The sequence below is a fragment of the Streptomyces sp. NPDC058086 genome (assembly GCF_042885015.1).
GTDB lineage: Bacteria > Actinomycetota > Actinomycetes > Streptomycetales > Streptomycetaceae > Streptomyces.
Map to the genome: position 1 here is coordinate 1 of NZ_JBHVST010000144.1, position 20,845 is coordinate 20,845.

A 20,845-nucleotide genomic window follows, 5' to 3' on the forward strand; every position below is an offset into this window, starting at 1 on the left:
TGGACGTACTTGGGTCTGTGCCCGGTGCGGCGAAGGGGGTCCCTCCCTGTTCGAGCGAAGCCGAGAACTTGGGGGCGCGTGCATGGCGTCGCGGGCCAGATGTATCTTGCTGGTCGGGCCGCCTCGCAAACCTCCGAGGCCACGGTGCCCCCTTTTCGGGCTCCGGCGGCATGGTGGTGGGCCCGCACGACCGTGGAGTCGCTCGACACCAGCCAGTCGATGTCGCCTGCCGCATCCGCCTGGGCCTGCGCTGCCTTCAACATCCGCTCGACGTATCGTCCTTGGCCCACCTGCGGAAACGGGTGTGCAGCCTGGCCCGCGATCCGTACCGCTCGGGCGCATACCGCCAGGCCACCCCGGTACGGAACTTCCACACGATCCCGTTCAGAACGGTCCGGTCATCCAGCCGCTTGCGGCCCGACAGCGGCACCAACAGCAGCGGACGGGTGAACTCCCGTTCCGTTTCGGCCAGTTCATGGCGACGTATCGCCCGACCATAATCCCTCGCCAAGATCACGTGCCGATGAGCTCTGCCGGAACGGGCGTGATAGGCGAGGGGCGTAATAGCCTGCCGAGTCAACTGGGAACAGATCATCGAGACGGCCTTCATCCCGGTCTCGGCAGGGCTCTCTGGTTGGTGCTTCGTAGTGGCGTGGACCAACTTCCGCATCCTTGTCCGCGGACAGTGGATCGAGGCGGAGGTCGTCTACGTCCGTGGGGACACGGATGGAGACGGCGGGCCTGGCCTGTTCGCCTGCCTGCTCTCCGGAGCCGGAGGGGCCTTCGTCGCCGTGAGGCTGTTCCTGGACGTCTTTGACTGATTGTCTCGATCGCCCGCACCCCCGGTCGCCGTCACAGGCCCGTGACCAGGTTTTCGATCAGGCCACGATCGCCCCACATTGCTCCTGGTGTGAGCCCGACACTTTGACGGCAACTCCTACGGCGTGTTCGAGATATGGGCTCGGTGCGGGTTGCTGCTGGTCACGATCCGATCGTTGCGGTGTTTCGGATCGCTCCTCAGCTGATCCGCCAGGGACGGAGCTTCTCGGGGTTTCGCACCGCCCAGATACGCCTGATCCGGTCGCCCGCGATCTCGAACGCGAACACGGTCGCGATGTTGCCGTCCTGCTGCGCTACCAAGCCGGGCAGGCCGTTGACCGTGCATTCCAGGAACGTCGTGCGGTCGCCCGACACACGGGCGATCTCGGCGTATGCACGTGCGATCTGCTCACCGCCCACGATCGGGTACTGGTGGGTGACGGCCAGCCCGCCGCCGTCGGCGGTCGCGGTGGCGTCGGGGTCGAGCAGGCTGATCAGGGCGTCGATGTCCTTGGCCTCCCACGCCGTTCTGAACCGCCTGACGATGCCGGCCTGCTCGGTACTCGGGCCCGCCGGGGTCTGCGCGGTGCGGATGCGACGGCGGGCGGACGAGGCCAGTTGGCGGCACGCCGCCGGAGTACGGCCCACGATCTCGGCGACCTCGCCGAAGGGGTAGCGGAAGACGTCGTGCAGGACGAACGCGACGCGCTCGGACGGGGTCATCGAATCGAGGACGACCAGGAAGGCCATCGTCACTGACTCGTCGAGGGTGACCCGATCGGCCGGGTCGATCCCGGCGACGCCGGAGCGCCCAGTGATCCATTCCGTGGGCTCGGGCAGTGGTTCCGGGATCCAGTCGCCCACGTACATCTCCCGCCTGGCCCGCGCCGAGCCGAGCAGGTTCAGGCAGATGCGGCTGGCGACCGTCACCAGCCAGGCGCCGGGCGACTCGATGGCCTGCTGCTCCCGTGCGGACATGGCGTACCAGCGGGCGTAGGTCTCCTGCACGACGTCCTCGGCGTCGGCAAGGGACCCGAGAAGTCGATAGCCGAGGTTGATCAGCTGACGCCGCTCGCTCATGATCGCGCTGAGGCCCGGATCGCTCTGATCGTCGCCGTGCTCGGCTCTGGTGGTCATGGTCTGGCCGTCTCCCTCGCTCGCTTGTGTCCCTCTACCCGTTACGACAGGACAGCGCATCGGAATGTGAGGCCGACGCGCCGCCTCACATTCCGCACGGCTGCGTTGTCGTAACGGTGAGGACGACAACAAGACGGAGAGGTGACTCCAATGAACGACTTCCAGGCCATCGCGGATCGCGTCGAGATCGAGGCACTGCGCGGCGAGTTCACCGACGCGGCGATGATGCGCGACCGACCCCGCCTGGCGTCGCTGTTCACACCGGACGGTGCCCTGCGCATGCCCAATATCCCCGCCGAGCTGGTCGGCCGCGAGGAGATCCGCGCCGGGGGCGAGCGGCTGCAGAGCCAGTGGGACTTCTTCGTACAGACCACACACCCCGGCACGATCCTGCTCGACGGCGACACCGCGACCGGCCGCGCCTACATCCAAGAACTCGCGCGCACCCTCGACGGACGTCAGGGTCTGAACTACGCCGTCTACCACGACCGTTACCAGCGCACCGCGGAGGGCTGGAAGTTCGCCGAGCGGGTGTACGAGGTCAGGTACCTCGACACCTCCCCGCTGGCGGGCACGGCGCCCCAGACGGCGCGGGGTTCCGGGACCAACCCGGCAGATGCCACGGCCACCCCGGCTCCGGCCGCATCCTTCGCCGACCCGGCATCGGTCGAACGACTGGAGCGGGTAGCCGCCGCGCTGCGTGCGGGCGGCTTCACCGCCGAGATCCTCGACGACGCCGCGGCCGCGCGCGCCCGCATCAAGGACCTGGTCCCCGAGGGTGCCAGCGTGCTCACCGGAGCCAGCGAGACCCTCCGACTGTCCGGCATCGACGAGGACATCAACGCCGGCGGCCGGTACGACGCCATCAGGCCGCGCGTTCTGGCCATCGACCGTGCCACCGGCGCCGACGAGATCCGAAGGCTGGTCGCCAGCCCCGAATTCGTCGTCAACAGCGTCGCCGCGGTCACCGAGACCGGCTCGCTCGTTCTTGCTTCGGGCAGCGGCAGCCAACTCCCTGCCAACGTGGGCGGCGCCGCCCACGCGGTCTGGATCGTGGGCGCGCAGAAGGTGGTGCCTGACCTGAGCACAGCGCTGCGCCGCGTCGAGGAGCATGCCCTCCCGCTGGAGAACGCCCGCGCCCAGGCGGTGTACGGGATGCCAAGCGCCGTCAACCACCTGCTCATCCTCAACGCGGAAGCCCGCCCAGGGCGCGGCACCGTGCTGCTTCTCCGGGAGGCCATCGGATACTGACCCGGCCCATGCGGTTGGTTCCGCATTCCACGCCGTGACGGCGCTCGTACAGCCCGGGCGAAGCTGTACTCGCGTCCGCCGCGCGAGCCCTTCTTCCTCCGGTTCGATCGCTGGTCGTCCTTGACCGGGATCACGGCCTCGATCCCGCGCCGCGCGAGCAGCGGGGCGAGGCGGCGAGCGCGGGCGCGTTGGCGGGAGCCGTTTACGGCTGGAAGTACTCCGACATCAGGCGACTTACCCATTCCGGCTGCTTGATGTTCACCGCGCGGAACTCCTCCATCGTCGGCTTCAGGTCGAGGACCGGGGTGCCGGAGACCGCGTCGAGGCCCACCACCGTCAGTTCGCGGCCGTGGACGGATTCGATGGCGCAGCACGTTACCCCGATGCGGTTCGGTCTGCGGGGGCCGCGACCGGCGAAGACACCAACGGGCGGGAGGTCGGAGCGGCCGCGGTAGGGGCGGGGTTCGCGGAAGTCGTCGTGCTCCGGAAACTGGTCGAAGATGAAGAGGACCTCCACATGGGAGAAGCCCTCCAGACCCTGGAGGCACGCCTCGCCGAAGCGCTCGTCGATGGTGATCGTGCTGCGGACGGCACCCCAGTTGTCCGTGTGCTGGACGTCCGTCCGGTTGTTCCGGACTGTACCTATCGGTGTGACCTCGAAGCTTGGCATGGCGAGGTTCTATCTCTTTGGTCGCCGTCGTGCCCAGATGAGGATGGCCGCGAGGTGGAGTGCGGCCTGGTAGGCGATGGCGAGTTTGTCGCACCGTAGGGCCAGGCCGTGCCACTGCTTGAGGCGGTCGATGCAGCGTTCGACGGTGTTGCGCTGCTTCTGCGCATCAGCGTCGAAGCCGGGCGGGCGCCCGCCTTTGCGGCCCCGCCGCAGGCGTTGCCCGAACTGGTAGGGCACGCGGATGCGGGCCATGACGGCCTCGAAGGCCCATGCGTCACCGGCCTGACCTGCTGTGACGGCGAAGGCAAGGGGGCGTGTGCCGCCGTCTGCGGCAATTGTGGGCGGTCTGGAACGAGCCGAGCTCGTCGGGAAGATCCGGCCAGGGCGAACCGGTGTGGTACTTCCACGCGATGGCCTCCAGGGTGCGGCGTTGGTCGGCCCACCGCCGCCCGCGGACCGGGGCAGCCGGCATCAACGGCTCGATCCGAGCCCACATCGCATCAGTGATCACTAATCGGACAGATACATCCGAGCAACTGACAACCCGACCCGAGAGACACGTCCTAGGCCTCCCGGAGGGCCGCCGGACGGCGTACGAACTCCCGCCGAGGTGCTGGCAGGTGCCCTTCTCGGACGCTGCCGTCGCGGTCGTCCTTCGGGTAGAACCCGGTACGGGTCACTCCCTCAGAGCAGACGCAGGACGCCGACGACCTTGCCAAGGATCTGCGCCTCGTCGCCAGGGATCGGCGAGTACGACGGGTTTCGAGGCATGAGCCACACCTGCCCGTCCTGTCGGCGCAGCACCTTCACGGTCGCCTCGTCCTCCAGGAGTGCGGCGACGATATCCCCGTGGTCGGCGCTGTCCTGCCGCCTCACGGTCACAATGTCACCGTCGCAGATCGCCGCGTCGATCATGCTGTCGCCGGAGACCGTCAGGGCGAACAGGTCGCCCTCCCCCACGACCTGGCGGGGCAGCGAGTAGACGTCCTCGATCATCTCCTCGGCGAGCAGGGGTGCGCCGGCGGCGATCCGTCCGACGAGCGGTACGTCGACCGGTGCGGCGCTCCTGCTGACCAGGTCGGGTGCCCACGAAGGCCGGACCCGGTAGGCGCGGGGACGGTGCGGGTCGCGGTAGAGAACGCCCTTGCGCTCGAGGGCCATCAGCTGGTGGGCAACCGAGGATGTACTTGCGAGCTCCACGGCCCGGCCGATCTCCCGCATCGACGGCGGGTAGCCCTGCCGGTCGACCGACTCCGTGATGTAGCGGACGATGGCCGACTGGCGGCTCGTCAACTCCCCCTCAGCGGCCCGGGGTCCCGGGGGACGGCCCTGCCGTGCGGGCACGCTGTTCTCCATCCCGGGCACCTCCGTACAAGATCTCGCAAGTCGTGACCTTAACCCGCCACCTCCCCCAATTGGAACACCCTTTCGGTTCTCCGTTCTCGGTTCTCGGTTCTCCGGCGAACCGAGAACGGAGAACGGTGCGGACCGCGTGATCGCGGGGCGGGCCGGCGGCTACGCCGGCACCACCGGATCCACGGTCGATCCGTACGTCGCGATCCACCATGCCGTGCGGTTTGCCGAACGGGGCGATCCATTCAGGTTGCAGCGCCCGGTGCGCACGGGGGGCGTGTCGCGTTCATCAGCACGTTGCCGTTGCCCTTCCTCTGCCCACCCAGGGACGGACCAGCGCCATCGCGGGCGTGCCCCCGCCCCGCTATCCTGATCAAAGATGCATACATATGTGCAAATAGTGCATCTGGCGTCGTTGCTGCCCCCTACCCTGCAGGGAAAGGAAGATCAGCATGACTTCAGTGTTTCCCCCTCTCACTCCGATCCTGGAGCCCGCGGCGAAGGAACTTGTCGAGGCGACCTCCCCGCACCCGCGGATCTACGAGGTGCCGCCGGATCAGGGACGTGACATCCTCGCCGGCCTGCAGACCGGAGAAGGTGTCACAAAACCCGACGTCGAGGAGGAATGGGTGACCGTCGACGCCGGCAAGTGGGGGCAGGTACGCACCCGCATCGTGCGCCCGCGCGGCATCTCCGGGACGCTTCCGGTCATCCTCTACATCCACGGAGCCGGGTGGGTGTTCGGCGACGAGAACACCCACGACCGCCTCGTACGCGAACTCGTCGTCGGCGCCGGCGCGGCCGCGGTCTTCCCCGTCTACGACCGGGCCCCCGAGGCCAAGTACCCCACCCAGATCGAGCAGAACTACGCCGTGGCCCAATGGTCCGACCGCGAAGGCGCACAGCACGGCCTGGACGCCTCGCGCCTCGCCGTATGCGGCGACTCCGTAGGCGGAAACATGTCCGCGGCCCTCGCCCTGATGGCCAAGGACAGGGGCGATGATGTCCGGGTCAGCTGCCAGGTCCTGCTCTATCCCGTCACCAACGCCGACTTCGACACCCCGTCCTACCTGCAGTTCGCGGACGGGGACTACCTGACCCGGGACGGAATGATCTGGTTCTGGGACCAGTACACCACCGATGCCGCCCAGCGCGCCGAGCCCTACGCCTCGCCGCTGCGGGCCAGCATCGACCAGCTGCGCGGTCTGCCCCCGACCCTGGTCATCACCGACGAGGCCGATGTCCTGCGTGACGAGGGCGAGGCCTACGCGGCCAAGCTGCGTGAAGCCGGCGTCGACGTCACCGCGATCCGTGTTCTGGGCATGGTCCACGACTTCCTGATGCTGGACCTCCTCCGTGACACCAACGCCACCAAGGTGGCTCGTCACCTCGCCATCGACGCACTCAAGACCGCCCTGCACGGCTGACGATGATGATGATGTTCAGGCTAGAAGGGCTGCGCCGCGGGCCGCAAAGGAAGCTCGGCGGTTGATCCGCGTCGGTACTACGAACTCGTACGCCGTGTGCTGCATGCTCCTGCCACATCGCGCGGCTTTGCAGCGTGGGACAGGCGACGGTGTTCGCGCCACGGTCCGTGAGCCCGTCGCGGGTGATACGGGAGAGGCGGGCACGGACTCGCAGGCCGAGCGGCAGGAGGGTGTGCCCGCCGGTTGCGGCGTTCCGGCCGACGAAACCGAGGGTCTCCGGCAGGTTCATCGTCGTTTGTCGTACCGGCGGGCGTTGTCGGACGCAGCCATGCGCAACTCGACGCGGCTGGTGAGGCCGAGTTCGGCGACCGTCGCTGGAGGGACTCCTCGCGGCCCGTCCCGCGGAGAGCCTCGCCGACCTGCGTGAACATCTGGGCACCCTGCCGCCCCCGGTCGACGCATACGAGGCCGCGGCAGGTTGACATCGTCAGAGCGGGGCGTGGCCTGGCCCCTTCGACGCGCTGCGCCGGCTGCGCAGCTCGCGGACGCGGTCCTGCTGGGAGAACAACCGCCGGTTCTCCCGCCGGCTCGCGCAGCTCGTGGCGAAGCGACGTCGCAAGTCGCATACACAGCGAGTCCGTCAGGCAGGAGGCCAAGTCGCCCAGCGGAGTGGCCGCGGCCACGTCAAGGCGCTCGAGGACTACGGCTCTCCGAACTGACTACTTGGCGATCCAGTGGCCCAGTTCATTTCCGCCGGCGTCCGCCGCTCGCTGCAGCGCCTCCGGGGAACCCAGCATGCCGTGAGGCAGATAGCCGGACCGGACGCCCAACTCCCACCCGTTCACCTGGACCGCGAGGGCGGCCAGGGCAAGGGCGCTGAGCGGCAGCAGAGTACTGGGGGCGGGGTCGGATCCCACGCTCTCCCGGTGCTCGATGAGCCGGGCCACGAGAGCCTGTTCAAAGGCGTGCTGGTCGTCGTCGAGGAGTACGCGAAGGAGGCGCTGGTCCGGCGTCAGGGGGCCTGCTGTGTCCAGTTTCCGGGCCGCCTCGGCGCGCTCGTCGACGTCCGGCCTGCACAGGGTCACGGTGGGCCAGTCCCGGGGCAGGTGCCCGCACGCCTGGGCCAGGTAGCCGCACAGTGCGTCCATCGCAGCAAGGTCCGCCCGATCCGACGTCGAATCGGGCGCGCTGGTTCCGGAACGCTCGGAGCCGACCAGAGGGAGGACGGCCGCCACCGTAGCGGTCACGGCCATGGCCGCCGCCGCGGCCGTCACGACCTCGCGGCACGTACCACGGCGCCGGGCACGGCGTCGCAGGTCCGCGACCGGCGGCTGTCGCGAGGCCCGGCTGCCCTCCTCGACGAGATCGCGAAGACTGCGCTCAGCGTCGGCCAGGGCGGGACAGAGCTCCTTCCGGATCGGCGGCGAGGTGGCGGGCCAGGTTCGCGCGGGCTCGGGCGAACCTGCCGCGCACGGTGCTCACTGGCAGGCCCAACTGCTCGGCGACCTGTTCGATCAACAGGTCCAGAGCATCGTGCAGCAACAGCACAGGGCGCTGGTTCACAGGCACCCGGCGCAGCAACTCGGCGACAGCCACCGTCTGCGGCGTGAGCTGGGGGCTGCGGCCGCTGGGCACCCAGGCGCAGCAAAGCCGCAGCACGTCGGCGCAACCTCCGGATCTAGCTGACCGCAAGGTTGATCGCCACCCGGGGCACCCACAGTTCCGGCACGTCATAGGCCCGGATCCGGGGCCAGCGGTCCAGGGCCCGGATGAACGCTTCCTGCACGACGTCCTCGGCCTGCTCGAGACTGCCGGTGACCGAGAACAGCTGACCGACCAGGCTCGCGCCGGTCGACCTCCTCGGCGTTCAAGGGGCTGGACGTCTCGGCGCAGGCGCACGGGCGTGGGTTGCAGCGCGGCGCAAGGGCCTCCCACTGGGCCGCGGCGGCGGCCTCCTCGGCGTCGGCGAAGGAGCGCTGTAGCGAGTCGACGGACGGGTGTTTCGATTCCCGCCGTGCCTGGGTGCTGGGTGGGGAAACCCAGCCGACGGAGCCTGTTTGTGCAGACCTGTCGTGCGCCTTTCCCACCGTTGGCGGGACAGGCGATTAAATACCGGAGCATGACTACAGAGCCGCAGCGCTTCCGTATCTTGTTGGTCCCTGAACACGTCGAGGACAGAGGCGGCGCCTCCGTGGAGGACTCGGCCGTGCGATCGGCAGTCGTCGAGGCGACGGGCGAGACAGGCGCCTCGGGCTACCCCCGCTACGCCGGGGACGGGATCGTGGCCGACATCGACCCCAGCACGCGCACGGTCGAGGCGGTGCTGGTCGATGGTTCAGAACTGGACTATGGGCTGAACGCCAGGGTCGCTTCCTGATCGGCTCTGTTCTCCCGGTGGCGCCGCGTATCGAGTGCCGCAGCCTGTTCGATGGCCCGTTGCAAGCAACGGGCCATCCAGCAAGGCGCCTCGGCTCCCTACGTTCCGTGCCGGACGGCAGAAGGCGCTGGCCCTCCTCAAGACAGCCGCATCCCTGCGGATTGTCGGGCTATCGGTCAGGCGACGCACCCAAGTCACCCTCGTCGGACAACAGCGCACTGAACGCTCCCCGAACCACAGGATTCACAGACGCCCGCGTCCGCCCGATCGGCGTTCGTTCGTGTCACGGTCTCGTAGAAGGGGAACCGGTGGCCTTCTCAGGCGCTCGCATCCTTCCTGGGGACGTTGACGGGGTGGCGCCGTGCGGCGCGACACCGGCCGCGGTGATCCCGTCGTGGAGGGCCTCGAGGTTGCGCTCACCGTCTCGGGACCGAGTTCCGGCCGCGCGCGGCCCGGGTGAGATCCACTGCGGCCGGCCGCGCGAACAGCCTGAAGAACACTAACACTTCCTCTTCCACCCTCAGTTCGTCCTCGTGTGATGACAGGGCCGCGTCGACGGTCTCGACAGTTCCGCTCACGACTCCTGGCGCGAGTGTGATGATGCGTCGCGCAAGGCGGTCGACGAACTCGTACGCCAGGCCGGCGATGAAGAATGGGAGCTCGACATGCTGGTCGGCTTCACCAGCTCAGAGCTCCTCGATTCTCCCTCTGGAGATCACTGATCACCCTGGCACCGTGCCCGCCGTCGCTGGCCGGGGACATAGCCCGGGGGGACAATGAGGACACGACCTAGGTGGATCTCGTCCGGTACTCCTGTGATAGGAGGGAACGCGGTGGGAGACCAGGAGACTCGAGCGGCGCTGGACCGGCACTGGGCAGCGTCTGCTGCCGGGGACCAAGACGTCGAGCACGAGATCTATCACGACGACGTCATCACTGACTATCCCCAGTCGGGTGAGCGCATCCATGGCCGCCGCAATCTACAGGCGCTGCGCTCGCACCACCCGGCCAAGCTCACCTTCACCATCCGCCGGATTCTCGGTAGTGGGGACCTTTGGATCACCGAATATGTGATCGACTACGACGGGAAACCGGCATCCACTATTAGCATTATGGAATTCCAGGACGGCAAGGTCGCCCACGAGACCCAGTACTTCGCCAATCCGTTCGCTCCGCCCGCCTGGCGTGCCAAATGGGTGGACTCGATGTCCCAGCCCTGAGATCGGGCTGGGCCAGTTGAGTTTCGGTGCTCCGGCGGGGCATGGCATCGTCCGGCGAAAGGTTCCGAAACGTCCGACGGACCCGGGCGGGGTGAGTCGGACTGCTGCGGCCGGTTTCTCCCAGGGGTGGTGTAAGGCCCTGGGCGCGTTTGAGCTGTGTGCATGCGGCGATGGTCAGCCAGGTCCAGCGGTCGGCGATCCCGACTCCCGCTACCCGGGTTTCATCCAGCCCAGGTTCTGCTTGACCAGCTGGAATGTGTACTCAAGGCCGAAACGCTGAAGGAACGCCTCCTATACCCCGCCCCTCGGATCGATGACGATGTCCGGATCCCCGGACTGCCACTGGCCGGTGGTGTTGAGGCGCTCGACTACTCGTCGGAGCTGGAGCCGCCATCCGCACTCTCCGCTACAAACGAGACCTGGCTGAGAAGTACGCCCGGTTCAACCGCGACCACACCCGGCTGCGGTGCCAGGAGCAGGAGAACGCGCCGTCGCCCGCCTCCAGCCGGCGCCGCGGCGGCTCCTTTAGGTCGCCGATGCGGATCATGGCTTCGGCGACTTTGCGCGGGTCACCGGGGATGGCATCCAGGGGCACGCTGTTCTTGCTGGGCGTGAAGTCCGCGGCCTGGGTGCCGGCGTAGGCGGGCAGCTGCGAGGGGGTGATGTCCGCCGAGCCGTAGAAATCGGTGGCGACCATGCCCGGTTCGATCAGCGTGGTGTGGATGCCGAACGGCTCGGTCTCCAGGGCGTACACCTCGATGAAGCCCTCAATGGCCCACTTGCTGATGTGGTACACCGACATCGCGGGGAACGCGATGTGGCCGCCCATGCCGGAGGTCTGCAGGAAGTAGCCGCCGCCCTGGTCGCACAGGTGTGGCTCACCGCGCGGGCGAGCTGGATGGGGGCGATCACGCTGGTGCCGATCTGGCGCTCGATCTGCTCGTCGGTCAGTTCCTCTGCTGGCAACGGGACGCCGCGCTCTTGCGGAGTGCCGACGCCGGCGTAACGCAGGTCGCCGAACTCGGCGATCTCCGTGCAGGAGTCTGGAAGCTCAGCAGGGCTACCGAAGATGATGGGGCCGGTACGCGGGTTGCGCGTACCGGCCCCACCGTGTGTGTGCATCCGCCGGGAGGCTACTCCTGGACAGTCTTGCGGCGGCGCATCCACCACACGAGCGCTCCGCCGGCCACGGCAAGGGCGGCGGCGATACCCGATATCAGGCCGATCGGGGAGTCGTTGCCGGTGTGGGCGAGGTCGCCGCCGGGCTCGCTGGGTGCGGGCGTGGTGGGTGCGGGGGTCTGCGTGCTTCCGCCCGCTCCACCGCTGTGGGTCGGGGTGGGGGTCGGCTTCCCCGTGTGTGTCGTTGTCGGTGTCGGGGTTGGCGTGGGTGTGGTGGTGCCGGTGTCGTCGGCGGCTGTGTTTGCGCCGAGGAGAACCTGTCCCGTCAAGTCGGTGTTGTCAGTGAGGGTCTTCACGCTGGTCTGCGCCTGTCGGGGCAGGTACCGGTGCTGGGCGGTGAAGCTGACCTTGCTGACGTTGTGCTTGGGCTGCTTGGACATGTCGACGCCGCCCACGAGGTAGACCTGGACGGTGCCGTTGGCAGGGATCTTGTACTCGAACTCGCCATGGGTGTAGATGTACCGATACTTGTTGAACAGGGCCTCGCGGGTCCAGTTCTGGTTGGGCGCGCGCAGCGGCCAGCGAGAGACGTCACCACTGTTGATGATCTTGTGGTAGTCGGTGGGCGTCTTGGCGTCCTGCTGGCGGATGTATTCGGCCGCGACGCGCGCGGTGTAGACGCGCCGCAGGTCGGCGTACTGGGGTGCGGTGTTGATGGTCTTCTCCACCGCGGGGACGATCATCTGGTCGATGACGCGCTGGGCCGCCTTGGTCTCGGCCTCGTTCGGGGTGCAGATGGGTGTGCCGGGGCCGGGGGTGATCGTGGTCTGCGCGGTCGACTTCAGGCGCAGCGGGGTGTCGAGGATGTAGATGCCGCCGTCCTGCTCGCGGACCTGCGCGGTCTTCGGCTCGATCCAGTTGCGCAGACCGGGCATGCACGGGTAGCCGTTCTGCTTGGGCAGGGCCGCCCAATAGCGTTTGCCGAGGTCGGTGTCGGGGTCCATGGCCTTGTAGAAGTCGTGCTTCATCTGGAGATCGGCTTCCAGGAGCACGCGGCCGGCGTCGGTCTTGCCGAACTTGGCGTCCATGATGCGGTCCGGCTCATCCGGGTTGAGGTTGACCCAGAACTTGTCGGGGGTCAGGGCGAGCCAGGTGAAGAACGCGTCCGAGATGAGCTGGGCCTTGGCCTTGCCGCCCCATCCGGACTGCTCGGTGGGGTCTTCCTTCGCATCGAACGCGAAGTCGACGCCCTTGCCCTTGACCGGCTTGCCGATGTACTTCAGGTCCAGGGTGGAGAAGTCGACGCCGCCGGGGCCACGGGGCAGACCACCCGGGTTGGCGACGTTCCTGCGGTTCAGGTAGTCCGCCATGTCCTTCGGGGTGGGCCGCGACTCACGGATCAGGTCGGTGGCGCCGCCGCGGGTGGTGCCGGACTGGCCCGGGGGCTCCAGCAGACCGCTCGTGGCGCGCTGTCCGCCCTTGGGGGCCAACTCCACGCGGTCGGAGCGGTAGTTGTACTCGGTGACCCGGTCACCGGCGAGCTGGCGCATGTCCCCCAGGAACTTCTTCGCGTCGGCCTTCTGGGGCTCGGCGAAGACGTACTTGACCCGACTGTCCTTCCAGTTGGGGTCCTTGGCCCAGGCCAGGTCCTTGGGGATCTGCGTGCGGTCCGGGCTGCCGTTGGACTTGATCTCCAGGATCTGCTTCGTGCGCGTGTTGTAGGCGTCGAGCTTGCGCCGGTAGGTCTTGTCGGGGTTGGCGGGGTCCTTGAACTCGACCTCCTTCTGGCAGATCCAGTCCGGTCCGACCAGCCCGTGATCCTTGATCACCTTCCGCTCGAAGGCCTTGCCGCGGGGGTCGTTCCCGGAGTTCGTGATGAACTTCGCGTCCCTGTAGTCCTCGAACTTGGGGTACTGGTCCTTCTGTTGGAGCCATCTCCACCAGACCCGGTCGGGCTGCGTCGCCGGGGCCTTGGTCAGCTCGGACAGCGCGGCTGCCTTGGCGGCGGACGGCGGCCCGAGGCCGTCCCACTCCTTTGCCGGGTTGACGTACGAGTACTCGTCCCACTGGGACTTCGCGCGGGAGGCGTCGAACTCCGGCAGGTCAACGGTCGGGCTGGTGCTACTGGGCAGGCCGTACAACTCGTCACAGCGCTTGCCCGGGTCCAGCGGCTTCGGTGCGGCGCTCGCCGAGGTGATTCCTGGAAGCCCGGCGAGGGCCATGACCGAGGCGCACGCGAGTGCGACGACCGACCGGCGCAGTGCGTGCAACCGCCGGTCGCGTATGGGTTTTGGCACGTGATGTCCCCGTGGGGGCCCAGTAGGGCATGGGGTGTTCGTGGCGCCAGGGGCCCCCGTGGTCAATGTGGCGCCGACGAACGGACCACACGCTAGACACATGCGTGTACCGGCCGTAGTCGAAACGCGGTTCGATGACCGGGTCAACTCCCCTTCTCCACAGGACCGTTACATCCGGATGGTGGACGACGGCATACGCTCGGCGGCATGAGTCCCGTATCTCCCGGAACGCAGGTGAATCCCCGTCACAGCGGGCACGCGCATCTGGTCATCGTCCATCCCCCCTTCGCGGCCCCGCTCCAGCCCGACGAGCGGCCGTCCGCTACTGCCCACGACCCGGCGGCGGCCACGGCTGCGGTGTTGTCCCTGTCGAGCGTCTCGGTGATCCGCCGTGAGTACGCTCCGTCCCGGCTGGAGCATCCGGGAAGCCCGGCCAGCCGGGAAGAGCTGGACCGCGTACGCGCGGCCGTGTGGGGCTCCACGGTGAAGATCAGCGACCCGGCGCTTGTCGAAGACGGGGTACTGGCCAGTGCGTTGGAGGACGAGTTCCGGGCCCAGAAGAAGCAGCATCCGGATGCCCGGATCGTCGCTGTCTGCGAACGCGACTTCGGCGCCTCCTACATGAAGATCCTTGTTGCTGTGCCCGGTACCCAGGATCTGATGGTCGAGGGCTTCGATGAGCTGGAGACCACCGGCGACTTGCGTGCCACTCTTGCCGCTGTGGGGATCGACCCCGACGGACTGGGCGAGGGATACGACGTCAGTGGTGAAGGGTTCTTCGACTACGACGGCTTCCTCCACATGCTCACCGGCGGCGCCCTGTCCGTCTACGCGGATGAAGAGCGCTTCGAGTCGGCATTCGTTGTCGACCGGAGCAAGGAGGGCGAGGAAAGCATCTCGGAGGTCTGGTTTCCCTAGCCGGAGCGCCGTCGTTCCACCTCCCGCACCGCCGCACAGGCGTCGGATCCACCAGTGCCGTCACCGGGCGGTCCGCGCACAGCAACGCGTCCATCAGCTCGAACAGTTCGTCACGCCACTCGGGCAGGCACCCATAGAAGTCGTCCCGAAGGTGTGACGCCACAGCGTCCGGCGAATACCCGTCCCGGCGGCAATGTTCGGGACAGCGTTCGGAGCCAGGCCTGAAGGATCAAGTCGTTTCAGCGTCACGCCTTCAGGGCGATGAGGCGATACGACGGGTCCGGGCGTGGCGCGTCCTGGTTCGGTAGCGCGGAGAGCCGCCGGCTCACCTCCGCCACCTGGTCCGGGGCGGCATACGTGCACCAGGGGATACGGCCTGCCTCGATCGTCTCCCGCCACCTGCGCGGGCTACGGCCCTGACCGGTGCCCGGGAACACGGTCTCGCCGACGAGCCCCAGACCATGCCCAGCAGCCCAATCGAGCATCCGGGAGGCATGATCAGGCACATGAGGCACGTACTGGCGCCGCAGCTCCGCTGTGATCCGGGCTATGTCGCTGTCCTCGACGAAGTACGCGTCGTCCTTGTCGATGGTAGTGATCAGCACACCGTCGGGCCGCAGCACCCTGGCCGCCTCGGCCAGCACGGCAGCGGGGGCCGCCAACAGATGCAGCAGCCAGACGATCACGACCGCGCCCACACTGTCCGACGTGAGAGGAAGCCGCGTGGCATCGCCGCACACCATGCCTCCCGGCACCCGCTGGGCGGCCAGACCAAGCATCCCGGGCGAGTGGTCGATGCCGAGCACCGTGCGCCCGGGCCGCAGCAGTCTCCTGGTCACGATGCCCGTGCCGCACGCTATGTCCAGGAGCGTACAAGGGCCTTGCGGCAACAACTCCTCCAAGGCGTCCGCCGCCGCCTGCGCTCGCGGTTCGCCGCCTCGCGAAGTGTCATAGTCACGGGCCTCGCCGTCGTAGTCGATCACCTGTCATCCCGTCCGTGCACCACACGGCGCACCCTCCGCGAGCATGTCCAGGACATCGTTCGAGGCCAGAGCTTGAAGCACAAGTGCGCGTTGCTCTGCGGTCGTCTACTTGAGAGCGCCGGTTCGAGCGACCGCCGTCCGCATCCACTGCACCCGAGTCACTCACGCACGCCCGGCCCGGCCAGGCCGCTGTCGAACTCACATGAACTTCGCTGACCGGTGAAGGCACTCGGCAGAGGTGTTGACACACATCCCGGCCGATCTACCTCGCTCGGCGAGGGGGCCGAGCACTGGCTGCAGGTTTTCACCGAGCGGCGAGCGCGGCGGTGGCCTCCGGTCGTCCCCGTCGGTGCCTCACCTTCTCCCGGTAGGTGACCCGCCTGGCCATACCGTCGTCGGTGTGCTGCACGCTGGACCCGTCGGTGAGGGCGGTCCAGAAGTCAAGGGATTCCGCCGTGCCGAGTCCACCACTTCCCGTGAGCATGCCGGGCTGGCGGCAGCCAAGCACTGGGGCCAGATCGAAAGGCTCGCACGCACAGCCATGTCGACGGTCGATGGCGTCCAGTCCCGCATCGACGTGAAGGTTCTCACGGAGCTGACCGACGCGGCACGATGTGTCGTCAGCAGCGATCTCATCCCCTCGGTACCAGGTCCCATGCCCCACCCGGCACCCGCCCACCTCCCGCATACCGAGCGGCGGTCTGGGTGCGCCGTGTACTTTCCGGCCTGCATCAACCGCATCTTCGGGCGCGACCCCGACAAACCCTGCACGCCGTCGCTCCCGGAAGCGTTCGTCTCGCTCTCCGCCCGCGCCGGCATGCCCCTGTGGATACCCGATGACGTGCGCGGACTGTGTTGCTCGACGCCCTGGGCGAGCAAAGGTCTCGCAGACGGGCACCAATGGATGGCGGATGCGATCTGCGACGCCTTCTGGCGGTGGACCGATCACGGCTCGCTCCCCATCGTGATCGATGCCGCGTCCTGCACCCACGGGCTGCTCGAGGATGTCGCCAAGCACATCGACGATTCGCGGCGCGCTCGGATGGGGGCCATGAGCATCCGAGACTCGATCACCTGGTGCCGGGACCTGCTTCCCCATCTCTCAGCGAACCGCAAGCTCGAGACGGTCGCACTGCATCCGACGTGTTCCACGACCCGCCTCGGGCTCAACCGCGACCTCAGGACCATTGCGTCCTTCCTGGCCGACACGACCGTGGTGCCCGTCGGCACAACCTCCGGGTGTCGTCGGCTCAGGATGTGGAAGCGGGGCCGGGCGGCAGATGGACCGTCATGATCAGGTGACAGGACTCGGTGCCGGCGCCGCGGTAGGTGTGGGTGGCGTCGCCGTCGAAGGTGGCGGTCTGTCCGACTTCAACGAGGTGTTCGGCGCCGTCGACGATCAGGGTCATCCGGCCGGCGGTGACGCTGACGGTTTCTACGACTCCGGCCTGGTGGGGGTGGCTGGGGTACTCCTCGCCCGGTTCCAGTTTCCAGCGCCAGACCTCGACCGGTGCCGGGCCCGAGGTCGTCAGCATGAGCCGGGCCTCGCTGCCCTGCGCTCCGGTCCACAACGGCATCACGGCGTCAGCGTCTACGACACGGACGCGCCCTTCGGACGGCCCTTCCATCAGCGCGGACACCGAAATGCCGAGAGTGTCGGCCAGCCGGACCAGGGTGGCGAAGTTCGGGTTGCCCTGCGCTTTCTCCAACCCGACCAGGGCCCCCTTGCTGACCTTGGCGCGACGGCCGAGCTCGTCCAGGGACAGGCCCGCGCGGGTGCGGGCCGTCCTGACGTTGTGCGCGAGCGTCCGCAGGGCTGCCTCTGTCTCGGCCATCCGATCACCATCCTCGCCAGTGGACCACTTTAATGCACCATCCGGTCGTTATGTTGACACGCGCCAGTCGGTTCGTTGTACCGTCTAGTCGTTCCATCGAAATCGCAAGGGATGTACCGTGATCGCTCTGCTGCTGGCCCTGGGCAGCTCACTCGCCTACGGATGCGCCGATTTCCTCGGCGGCCTGGGGGCCCGTAAGGCTCACGTGCTGCGCACCGTGATGATCGCGGCCCCGGCCTCTCTCGCGGTCGAGCTGCTGCTGTGGCCGTTCCTCGGCGCCTCGTTCAGCGCCGACGCCCTCGCCTGGGGCGCCGCGTCCGGCATCGCCTCGGCCGCCGCATTCGCCCTGCTCTACCGCACCCTGGCGATCGGCCCGATGAACGTACTCTCGCCCGTCACCGCCCTCGTGTCCGCCATGCTGCCCGTCGGCGTGGGCCTGCTGCAGGGCGAGCACCTGGGCGCTGCCGGGCTGGTGGGCCTACCGCTCGCGCTGGTCGCGGTGGTGCTGGTCAGCGCCGGACATGGCGCCGGAACGGCACGCCCGTCCCGCACCGCGCTGTTGTTGGCCTTCGGAGCGGGCGGTGCCATCGCCCTCCAGCTGATCTTCCTGCACCAGGCGCCCTCCGACAGCGGCGTGGCCCCACTGATCATCGGCCGGGCGGTCTCCTCTGCCGTCATCCTGGCGGCGGCCGGCCTCATGTACCGCAGGCTCGGCTCCGAGCGCCCCGCGTACGCGATGTCAACAGCCGCCGGCGTGCTGGACTCCATGGCGAACCTGCTGTTCCTTCTGGCAGCCCGCCGCGGGGACCTCACAGTCGTCGCTGTGATCACCGCTCTCTACCCGGCCGGCACCGTCCTGCTCGCCCGCAGCGTGCTCGCCGAACGTATCCGTCGCGGCCGACTCGTCGGACTGGGCGCCGCCGCCGTCGCCGTCAGCCTCCTCGCCCTCACTTGAACCCCGCTCCCCTCCCCTCCCCTCCCCCGCCTCCGCCTCCGCCGACTACGCAAGGAGCACAGCATGTTCATCCAGCCCTGGGACACCAGCCTGGACGAAGCCGAATGGCAGAGCTGGATCGCCGAAGGGCACGACTTCGGAATCCTGAGCGTCAACGGCCTGCCCAGCCACCCGCCCGTCGCCGTCCCCACCCACTTCACCAGCGACGGCGACCACCTCCTGGTCCACCTCGCCCGTCCCAACCCGGCCTGGAAGTCGATCGGCCACGACCCGAACGTGCTGCTCACCGTCTTCGGTGACTACGCATTCATCCCCGGCCCATGGCGCGCCACAGCCGGTACCCCGCCCACCGACGGCGTCCCCACCAGCTACTACACGGCCGTCCAGTTCACCTGCCGCGCCCACATCATCGACAACCCCGAGGCCAAGGCCGAGCTGCTGCGCCGCCAACTCGCCCACTTCCAGCCCGACGGCGACCACGCCCCCGTCGCCGCCGACCAGCCGCCCTACGGCCGGCTGCTGCCCGGTATCCGCGGCCTGCGCCTCGAGGTCACGGACGTGGCGGCCAAGTTCAAGTACGACGACCACAAGCCCGTCGAGCACCGCACCGCCGTAGCCAACCACCTCACCGCCCGCGGCACGGGCCTCGACGTGCCCACCGCACTCCAGCAGCGCCGCCGCCTGGACCGCATCGGACCCTGGAATCCCTGACCCGCGCCCATTCGCACGCACACAGGAACGGAACCCCGCTCATGACCGTCTTCCGTCTCAGCCCCGCCGTCGCCGACGCCTTCCCCGACACCCTTATCGCCCTGGTCACCGCCACCGGCCTGCGTAGCCATGAATCCTGGCCCCACACCACCGCCGCCGTGGAGGACCTGGAGCAGCAACTCGCCGACGGCGCCTGGCAGCCCGCCAACGAGACCGACCCCCGTATCGAGGCGTGGCACACCGCCTACCGCGCCTTCGGCACCAACCCCCGCCGCATCCGCCCCAGCGTCGACGCGCTCGGTCGCCGCCTCGCGAAGAAGGGGGCCCTGCCGCGCATCAACCCGGCCGTCGACTCCTACAACGCCGTCTCCGTCCGCCACGGCCTGCCCGCCGGCGCCTTCGATCTCGACCACGTCACCGGCGACGTCGACATCCGCCACGCGGACGGCACCGAGACCTTCACCCCGCTCGGCGAACCTGAGTCCACCGAGAACCCCAAGCCCGGCGAGATCATCTATGCGGACACCACCGGCGTCCTGACACGTCACTGGAACCACCGCGACGCCCACCGCACCCGCGTCACCAAGGACTCCACCCACGTCACCTTCGTCCTCGAAACCCTCCACTCCACCCGTGACGGCGACCTTCTCAAGGTCGCAGCCGAGGAGTTGCAGGGCCTGCTCATCCCGCACGCCGAACAGACCGCCGTGCACTACCTCAGCCCAGCACAAGTCCAGGCCACCGCCTGAGTCCTCCACCCGGCCTCGGACCCGCCTCAGCCCTCCGCCCGCCGACGCCCGCCCAGCCAATCCAGAGCCAGGCGCAAAGGGCCGAGACGGCGAGCCCGGACGGATGGGCATCTATGGCGTGACAGGGTCGACCTGCTTCTCGGCGTGCACAGTGAGGACGTGCCGGCCATAAGGACGTACCGGTTTTGTGGGCCCTGGTCGTCCTGGGCCAACGCCTCTACGAAGCCGCCCACCACAGCCCGTCGGGCCCAACGGTCTCGTCAGACCAAGTTGTCGTTCCACCTGGGAGCGGATCCACGCCGGGGGCGGGCGGTCACCGCCATCCTGCCGACTGGCGGCCATCCGGTCGTGGCTTTGACGCGACCGGAACCTGGACGATCGCGCCGTACGACATCCAGCGCTTCCCATCGGAGGCATCAGTCATGCTGCGCGGCAAGGGCATGCACCACAACACCGGCACCTTTCCCAACGGCGACACCTCACACCCCGTCTTCGAACCCCGGGACGCCGAACGGGACATGCGGGTCGTCGCGAAGGACCCGCACTGCACCGCGGTACGCGGCATACGCGGACTGGAGGTCCGGTTCTCACCCTTCCCCTGCGAGCTGACGAACGCCGAGATGCTGCCACTGTTTACCGACTGCGCCGAACGGGCGGAGCGGCTACGCCGGGACGGCGCCGAGGTCACCCTCGTCACCGACTACGAACTCAGCCTGTTCGCCCGCGGCCACTGCGGCAGCATCAGCGACTTCCACACAGGCACCTGCACCGTTGACTTCGCCTGGCACTCCTGCCCCGCCAGCCTGGCCGGCGACAGCAGCCCAGTCCAAGTCGCCTGCGGCGGCCCGCAGTCCTGTCGAGAGTCACGTCCATATCCCTGAGGCGCTCATCTGGAGCCGACCACCGACTCCGCGCCCGCCGAGCCATTACCGAAGCAGGATGCGGAGGGCACGCATCCCGGGTGTCGGCCCGGGCCATGCGCATCCCCGGAAACCGTCCCCCCGGCACCACCGACACCCGCCAG

Annotated in this window: 24 protein-coding genes and 1 pseudogene; 11 read left to right on the plus strand and 14 right to left on the minus strand. The window is 68.4% G+C overall.

Annotated elements, in window-relative coordinates:
• Positions 1-256 precede the first annotated feature (256 nt).
• Positions 257-610, minus strand: coding sequence for a transposase (locus ACFVWD_RS51940; protein ID WP_389605654.1), 354 nt, complete (start codon positions 608-610; stop codon positions 257-259).
• A 37-nt stretch (positions 611-647) separates the two neighbouring features.
• Between ACFVWD_RS51940 and ACFVWD_RS51945 the strand changes: the two genes are divergently transcribed.
• A complete protein-coding gene (locus ACFVWD_RS51945) occupies positions 648-821 on the plus strand; it encodes a hypothetical protein (RefSeq protein ID WP_389605656.1) in 174 nt (57 codons plus the stop codon).
• Positions 822-1,017: 196 nt separating this feature from the next.
• Here the strand turns inward: ACFVWD_RS51945 and sigJ are convergent, their stop codons facing one another.
• Positions 1,018-1,956, minus strand: a complete 939-nt coding sequence (gene sigJ, locus ACFVWD_RS51950) for an RNA polymerase sigma factor SigJ (RefSeq protein ID WP_389605658.1) — start codon at positions 1,954-1,956, stop codon at positions 1,018-1,020.
• A gap of 150 nt (positions 1,957-2,106) precedes the next feature.
• Here sigJ and ACFVWD_RS51955 point away from each other — a divergent pair, with 150 nt between their 5' ends.
• The gene (locus tag ACFVWD_RS51955) at positions 2,107-3,207 is read left to right on the plus strand and encodes a nuclear transport factor 2 family protein (RefSeq protein WP_389605659.1); all 1,101 of its coding nucleotides are present in this window, start codon (positions 2,107-2,109) and stop codon (positions 3,205-3,207) included.
• 202 nt (positions 3,208-3,409) lie between these two features.
• On the opposite strand, the gene ACFVWD_RS51960 is transcribed toward ACFVWD_RS51955, so the two are convergent.
• The 3 genes and pseudogenes from ACFVWD_RS51960 to lexA form a co-directional block, all read right to left on the minus strand.
• Positions 3,410-3,877 carry an SAM-dependent methyltransferase gene (locus ACFVWD_RS51960; protein WP_389605661.1) on the minus strand — a complete coding sequence of 156 codons (468 nt, stop codon included), beginning with the start codon at positions 3,875-3,877 and terminating at the stop codon, positions 3,410-3,412.
• A gap of 9 nt (positions 3,878-3,886) precedes the next feature.
• A pseudogene (locus ACFVWD_RS51965) lies at positions 3,887-4,373 on the minus strand (transposase).
• Between the two features lie 188 nt (positions 4,374-4,561).
• Positions 4,562-5,233, minus strand: a complete 672-nt coding sequence (gene lexA / locus ACFVWD_RS51970; RefSeq protein WP_389605662.1) for a transcriptional repressor LexA — start codon at positions 5,231-5,233, stop codon at positions 4,562-4,564.
• 449 nt (positions 5,234-5,682) lie between these two features.
• Between lexA and ACFVWD_RS51975 the strand changes: the two genes are divergently transcribed.
• Positions 5,683-6,657 (plus strand): alpha/beta hydrolase, encoded by a 975-nt coding sequence (locus ACFVWD_RS51975; protein ID WP_389605664.1) that lies wholly within the window; start codon positions 5,683-5,685, stop codon positions 6,655-6,657.
• Here the strand turns inward: ACFVWD_RS51975 and ACFVWD_RS51980 are convergent.
• The 4 genes from ACFVWD_RS51980 to ACFVWD_RS51995 all read right to left on the minus strand — a co-directional run bounded on the left by ACFVWD_RS51980 (position 6,635) and on the right by ACFVWD_RS51995 (position 8,497).
• The gene (locus ACFVWD_RS51980) at positions 6,635-6,946 is read right to left on the minus strand and encodes a hypothetical protein (protein ID WP_389605666.1); all 312 of its coding nucleotides are present in this window, start codon (positions 6,944-6,946) and stop codon (positions 6,635-6,637) included. The genes ACFVWD_RS51975 and ACFVWD_RS51980 overlap by 23 nt on opposite strands.
• 430 nt (positions 6,947-7,376) lie before the next feature.
• Positions 7,377-7,910 carry an immunity 49 family protein gene (locus ACFVWD_RS51985; protein ID WP_389605668.1) on the minus strand — a complete coding sequence of 178 codons (534 nt, stop codon included), beginning with the start codon at positions 7,908-7,910 and terminating at the stop codon, positions 7,377-7,379.
• Positions 7,911-8,037: 127 nt separating this feature from the next.
• Complete coding sequence (locus ACFVWD_RS51990; RefSeq protein ID WP_389605669.1) at positions 8,038-8,316, minus strand: sigma factor-like helix-turn-helix DNA-binding protein; 279 nt, start codon at positions 8,314-8,316, stop codon at positions 8,038-8,040.
• 19 nt (positions 8,317-8,335) lie between these two features.
• Entirely contained in the window at positions 8,336-8,497 is a 162-nt protein-coding gene (locus tag ACFVWD_RS51995; protein ID WP_389605688.1) for a sigma factor, read from the minus strand.
• A gap of 279 nt (positions 8,498-8,776) precedes the next feature.
• On the opposite strand from ACFVWD_RS51995, the gene ACFVWD_RS52000 reads away from it, so the two are divergent.
• The gene (locus ACFVWD_RS52000; RefSeq protein ID WP_168500290.1) at positions 8,777-9,034 is read left to right on the plus strand and encodes a hypothetical protein; all 258 of its coding nucleotides are present in this window, start codon (positions 8,777-8,779) and stop codon (positions 9,032-9,034) included.
• Between the two features lie 416 nt (positions 9,035-9,450).
• On the opposite strand, the gene ACFVWD_RS52005 is transcribed toward ACFVWD_RS52000, so the two are convergent.
• On the minus strand, positions 9,451-9,612 hold the full coding sequence (locus ACFVWD_RS52005; RefSeq protein ID WP_389605671.1) for a hypothetical protein: 162 nt from the start codon (positions 9,610-9,612) through the stop codon (positions 9,451-9,453).
• Between the two features lie 255 nt (positions 9,613-9,867).
• Here ACFVWD_RS52005 and ACFVWD_RS52010 point away from each other — a divergent pair, with 255 nt between their 5' ends.
• The gene (locus ACFVWD_RS52010; RefSeq protein ID WP_389605672.1) at positions 9,868-10,254 is read left to right on the plus strand and encodes a nuclear transport factor 2 family protein; all 387 of its coding nucleotides are present in this window, start codon (positions 9,868-9,870) and stop codon (positions 10,252-10,254) included.
• A 406-nt stretch (positions 10,255-10,660) separates the two neighbouring features.
• Here the strand turns inward: ACFVWD_RS52010 and ACFVWD_RS52015 are convergent, their stop codons facing one another.
• Complete coding sequence (locus ACFVWD_RS52015; protein WP_389605690.1) at positions 10,661-11,293, minus strand: SDR family NAD(P)-dependent oxidoreductase; 633 nt, start codon at positions 11,291-11,293, stop codon at positions 10,661-10,663.
• Positions 11,294-11,387: 94 nt separating this feature from the next.
• A complete protein-coding gene (locus ACFVWD_RS52020; RefSeq protein WP_389605673.1) occupies positions 11,388-13,670 on the minus strand; it encodes a hypothetical protein in 2,283 nt (760 codons plus the stop codon).
• 207 nt (positions 13,671-13,877) lie between these two features.
• On the opposite strand from ACFVWD_RS52020, the gene ACFVWD_RS52025 reads away from it, so the two are divergent.
• Complete coding sequence (locus ACFVWD_RS52025) at positions 13,878-14,588, plus strand: DUF6333 family protein (protein WP_389605675.1); 711 nt, start codon at positions 13,878-13,880, stop codon at positions 14,586-14,588.
• A 245-nt stretch (positions 14,589-14,833) separates the two neighbouring features.
• On the opposite strand, the gene ACFVWD_RS52030 is transcribed toward ACFVWD_RS52025, so the two are convergent.
• Positions 14,834-15,571, minus strand: a complete 738-nt coding sequence (locus ACFVWD_RS52030; RefSeq protein ID WP_389605677.1) for a class I SAM-dependent methyltransferase — start codon at positions 15,569-15,571, stop codon at positions 14,834-14,836.
• A 400-nt stretch (positions 15,572-15,971) separates the two neighbouring features.
• On the opposite strand from ACFVWD_RS52030, the gene ACFVWD_RS52035 reads away from it, so the two are divergent.
• Positions 15,972-16,865 (plus strand): hypothetical protein, encoded by an 894-nt coding sequence (locus ACFVWD_RS52035; RefSeq protein WP_389605679.1) that lies wholly within the window; start codon positions 15,972-15,974, stop codon positions 16,863-16,865.
• On the opposite strand, the gene ACFVWD_RS52040 is transcribed toward ACFVWD_RS52035, so the two are convergent.
• The gene (locus tag ACFVWD_RS52040; RefSeq protein ID WP_389605680.1) at positions 16,822-17,406 is read right to left on the minus strand and encodes a helix-turn-helix domain-containing protein; all 585 of its coding nucleotides are present in this window, start codon (positions 17,404-17,406) and stop codon (positions 16,822-16,824) included. The genes ACFVWD_RS52035 and ACFVWD_RS52040 overlap by 44 nt on opposite strands.
• Positions 17,407-17,524: 118 nt before the next feature.
• Here ACFVWD_RS52040 and ACFVWD_RS52045 point away from each other — a divergent pair, with 118 nt between their 5' ends.
• The 4 genes from ACFVWD_RS52045 (at position 17,525) to ACFVWD_RS52060 (ending at position 20,702) form a co-directional block, all read left to right on the plus strand.
• Positions 17,525-18,361 carry an EamA family transporter gene (locus tag ACFVWD_RS52045; RefSeq protein WP_389605681.1) on the plus strand — a complete coding sequence of 279 codons (837 nt, stop codon included), beginning with the start codon at positions 17,525-17,527 and terminating at the stop codon, positions 18,359-18,361.
• A gap of 63 nt (positions 18,362-18,424) precedes the next feature.
• Positions 18,425-19,072, plus strand: a complete 648-nt coding sequence (locus tag ACFVWD_RS52050; RefSeq protein ID WP_389605682.1) for an FMN-binding negative transcriptional regulator — start codon at positions 18,425-18,427, stop codon at positions 19,070-19,072.
• Between the two features lie 41 nt (positions 19,073-19,113).
• On the plus strand, positions 19,114-19,821 hold the full coding sequence (locus tag ACFVWD_RS52055; RefSeq protein WP_389605684.1) for a B3/4 domain-containing protein: 708 nt from the start codon (positions 19,114-19,116) through the stop codon (positions 19,819-19,821).
• Between the two features lie 422 nt (positions 19,822-20,243).
• Positions 20,244-20,702, plus strand: a complete 459-nt coding sequence (locus ACFVWD_RS52060; protein ID WP_389605686.1) for a hypothetical protein — start codon at positions 20,244-20,246, stop codon at positions 20,700-20,702.
• Positions 20,703-20,845: the final 143 nt, after the last annotated feature.

Bases quoted from the DNA above. Each gene is read 5' to 3' on its own strand.
- ACFVWD_RS51940 (WP_389605654.1), bottom strand. From the start codon at position 610: ATGAAGGCCGTCTCGATGATCTGTTCCCAGTTGACTCGGCAGGCTATT.
- sigJ (WP_389605658.1), bottom strand. From the start codon at position 1,956: ATGACCACCAGAGCCGAGCACGGCGACGATCAGAGCGATCCGGGCCTC.
- ACFVWD_RS51955 (WP_389605659.1), top strand. From the start codon at position 2,107: ATGAACGACTTCCAGGCCATCGCGGATCGCGTCGAGATCGAGGCACTG.
- ACFVWD_RS51960 (WP_389605661.1), bottom strand. From the start codon at position 3,877: ATGCCAAGCTTCGAGGTCACACCGATAGGTACAGTCCGGAACAACCGG.
- lexA (WP_389605662.1), bottom strand. From the start codon at position 5,233: ATGGAGAACAGCGTGCCCGCACGGCAGGGCCGTCCCCCGGGACCCCGG.
- ACFVWD_RS51975 (WP_389605664.1), top strand. From the start codon at position 5,683: ATGACTTCAGTGTTTCCCCCTCTCACTCCGATCCTGGAGCCCGCGGCG.
- ACFVWD_RS51980 (WP_389605666.1), bottom strand. From the start codon at position 6,946: ATGAACCTGCCGGAGACCCTCGGTTTCGTCGGCCGGAACGCCGCAACC.
- ACFVWD_RS51985 (WP_389605668.1), bottom strand. From the start codon at position 7,910: ATGGCCGTGACCGCTACGGTGGCGGCCGTCCTCCCTCTGGTCGGCTCC.
- ACFVWD_RS52000 (WP_168500290.1), top strand. From the start codon at position 8,777: ATGACTACAGAGCCGCAGCGCTTCCGTATCTTGTTGGTCCCTGAACAC.
- ACFVWD_RS52025 (WP_389605675.1), top strand. From the start codon at position 13,878: ATGAGTCCCGTATCTCCCGGAACGCAGGTGAATCCCCGTCACAGCGGG.
- ACFVWD_RS52040 (WP_389605680.1), bottom strand. From the start codon at position 17,406: ATGGCCGAGACAGAGGCAGCCCTGCGGACGCTCGCGCACAACGTCAGG.
- ACFVWD_RS52050 (WP_389605682.1), top strand. From the start codon at position 18,425: ATGTTCATCCAGCCCTGGGACACCAGCCTGGACGAAGCCGAATGGCAG.
- ACFVWD_RS52055 (WP_389605684.1), top strand. From the start codon at position 19,114: ATGACCGTCTTCCGTCTCAGCCCCGCCGTCGCCGACGCCTTCCCCGAC.
- ACFVWD_RS52060 (WP_389605686.1), top strand. From the start codon at position 20,244: ATGCTGCGCGGCAAGGGCATGCACCACAACACCGGCACCTTTCCCAAC.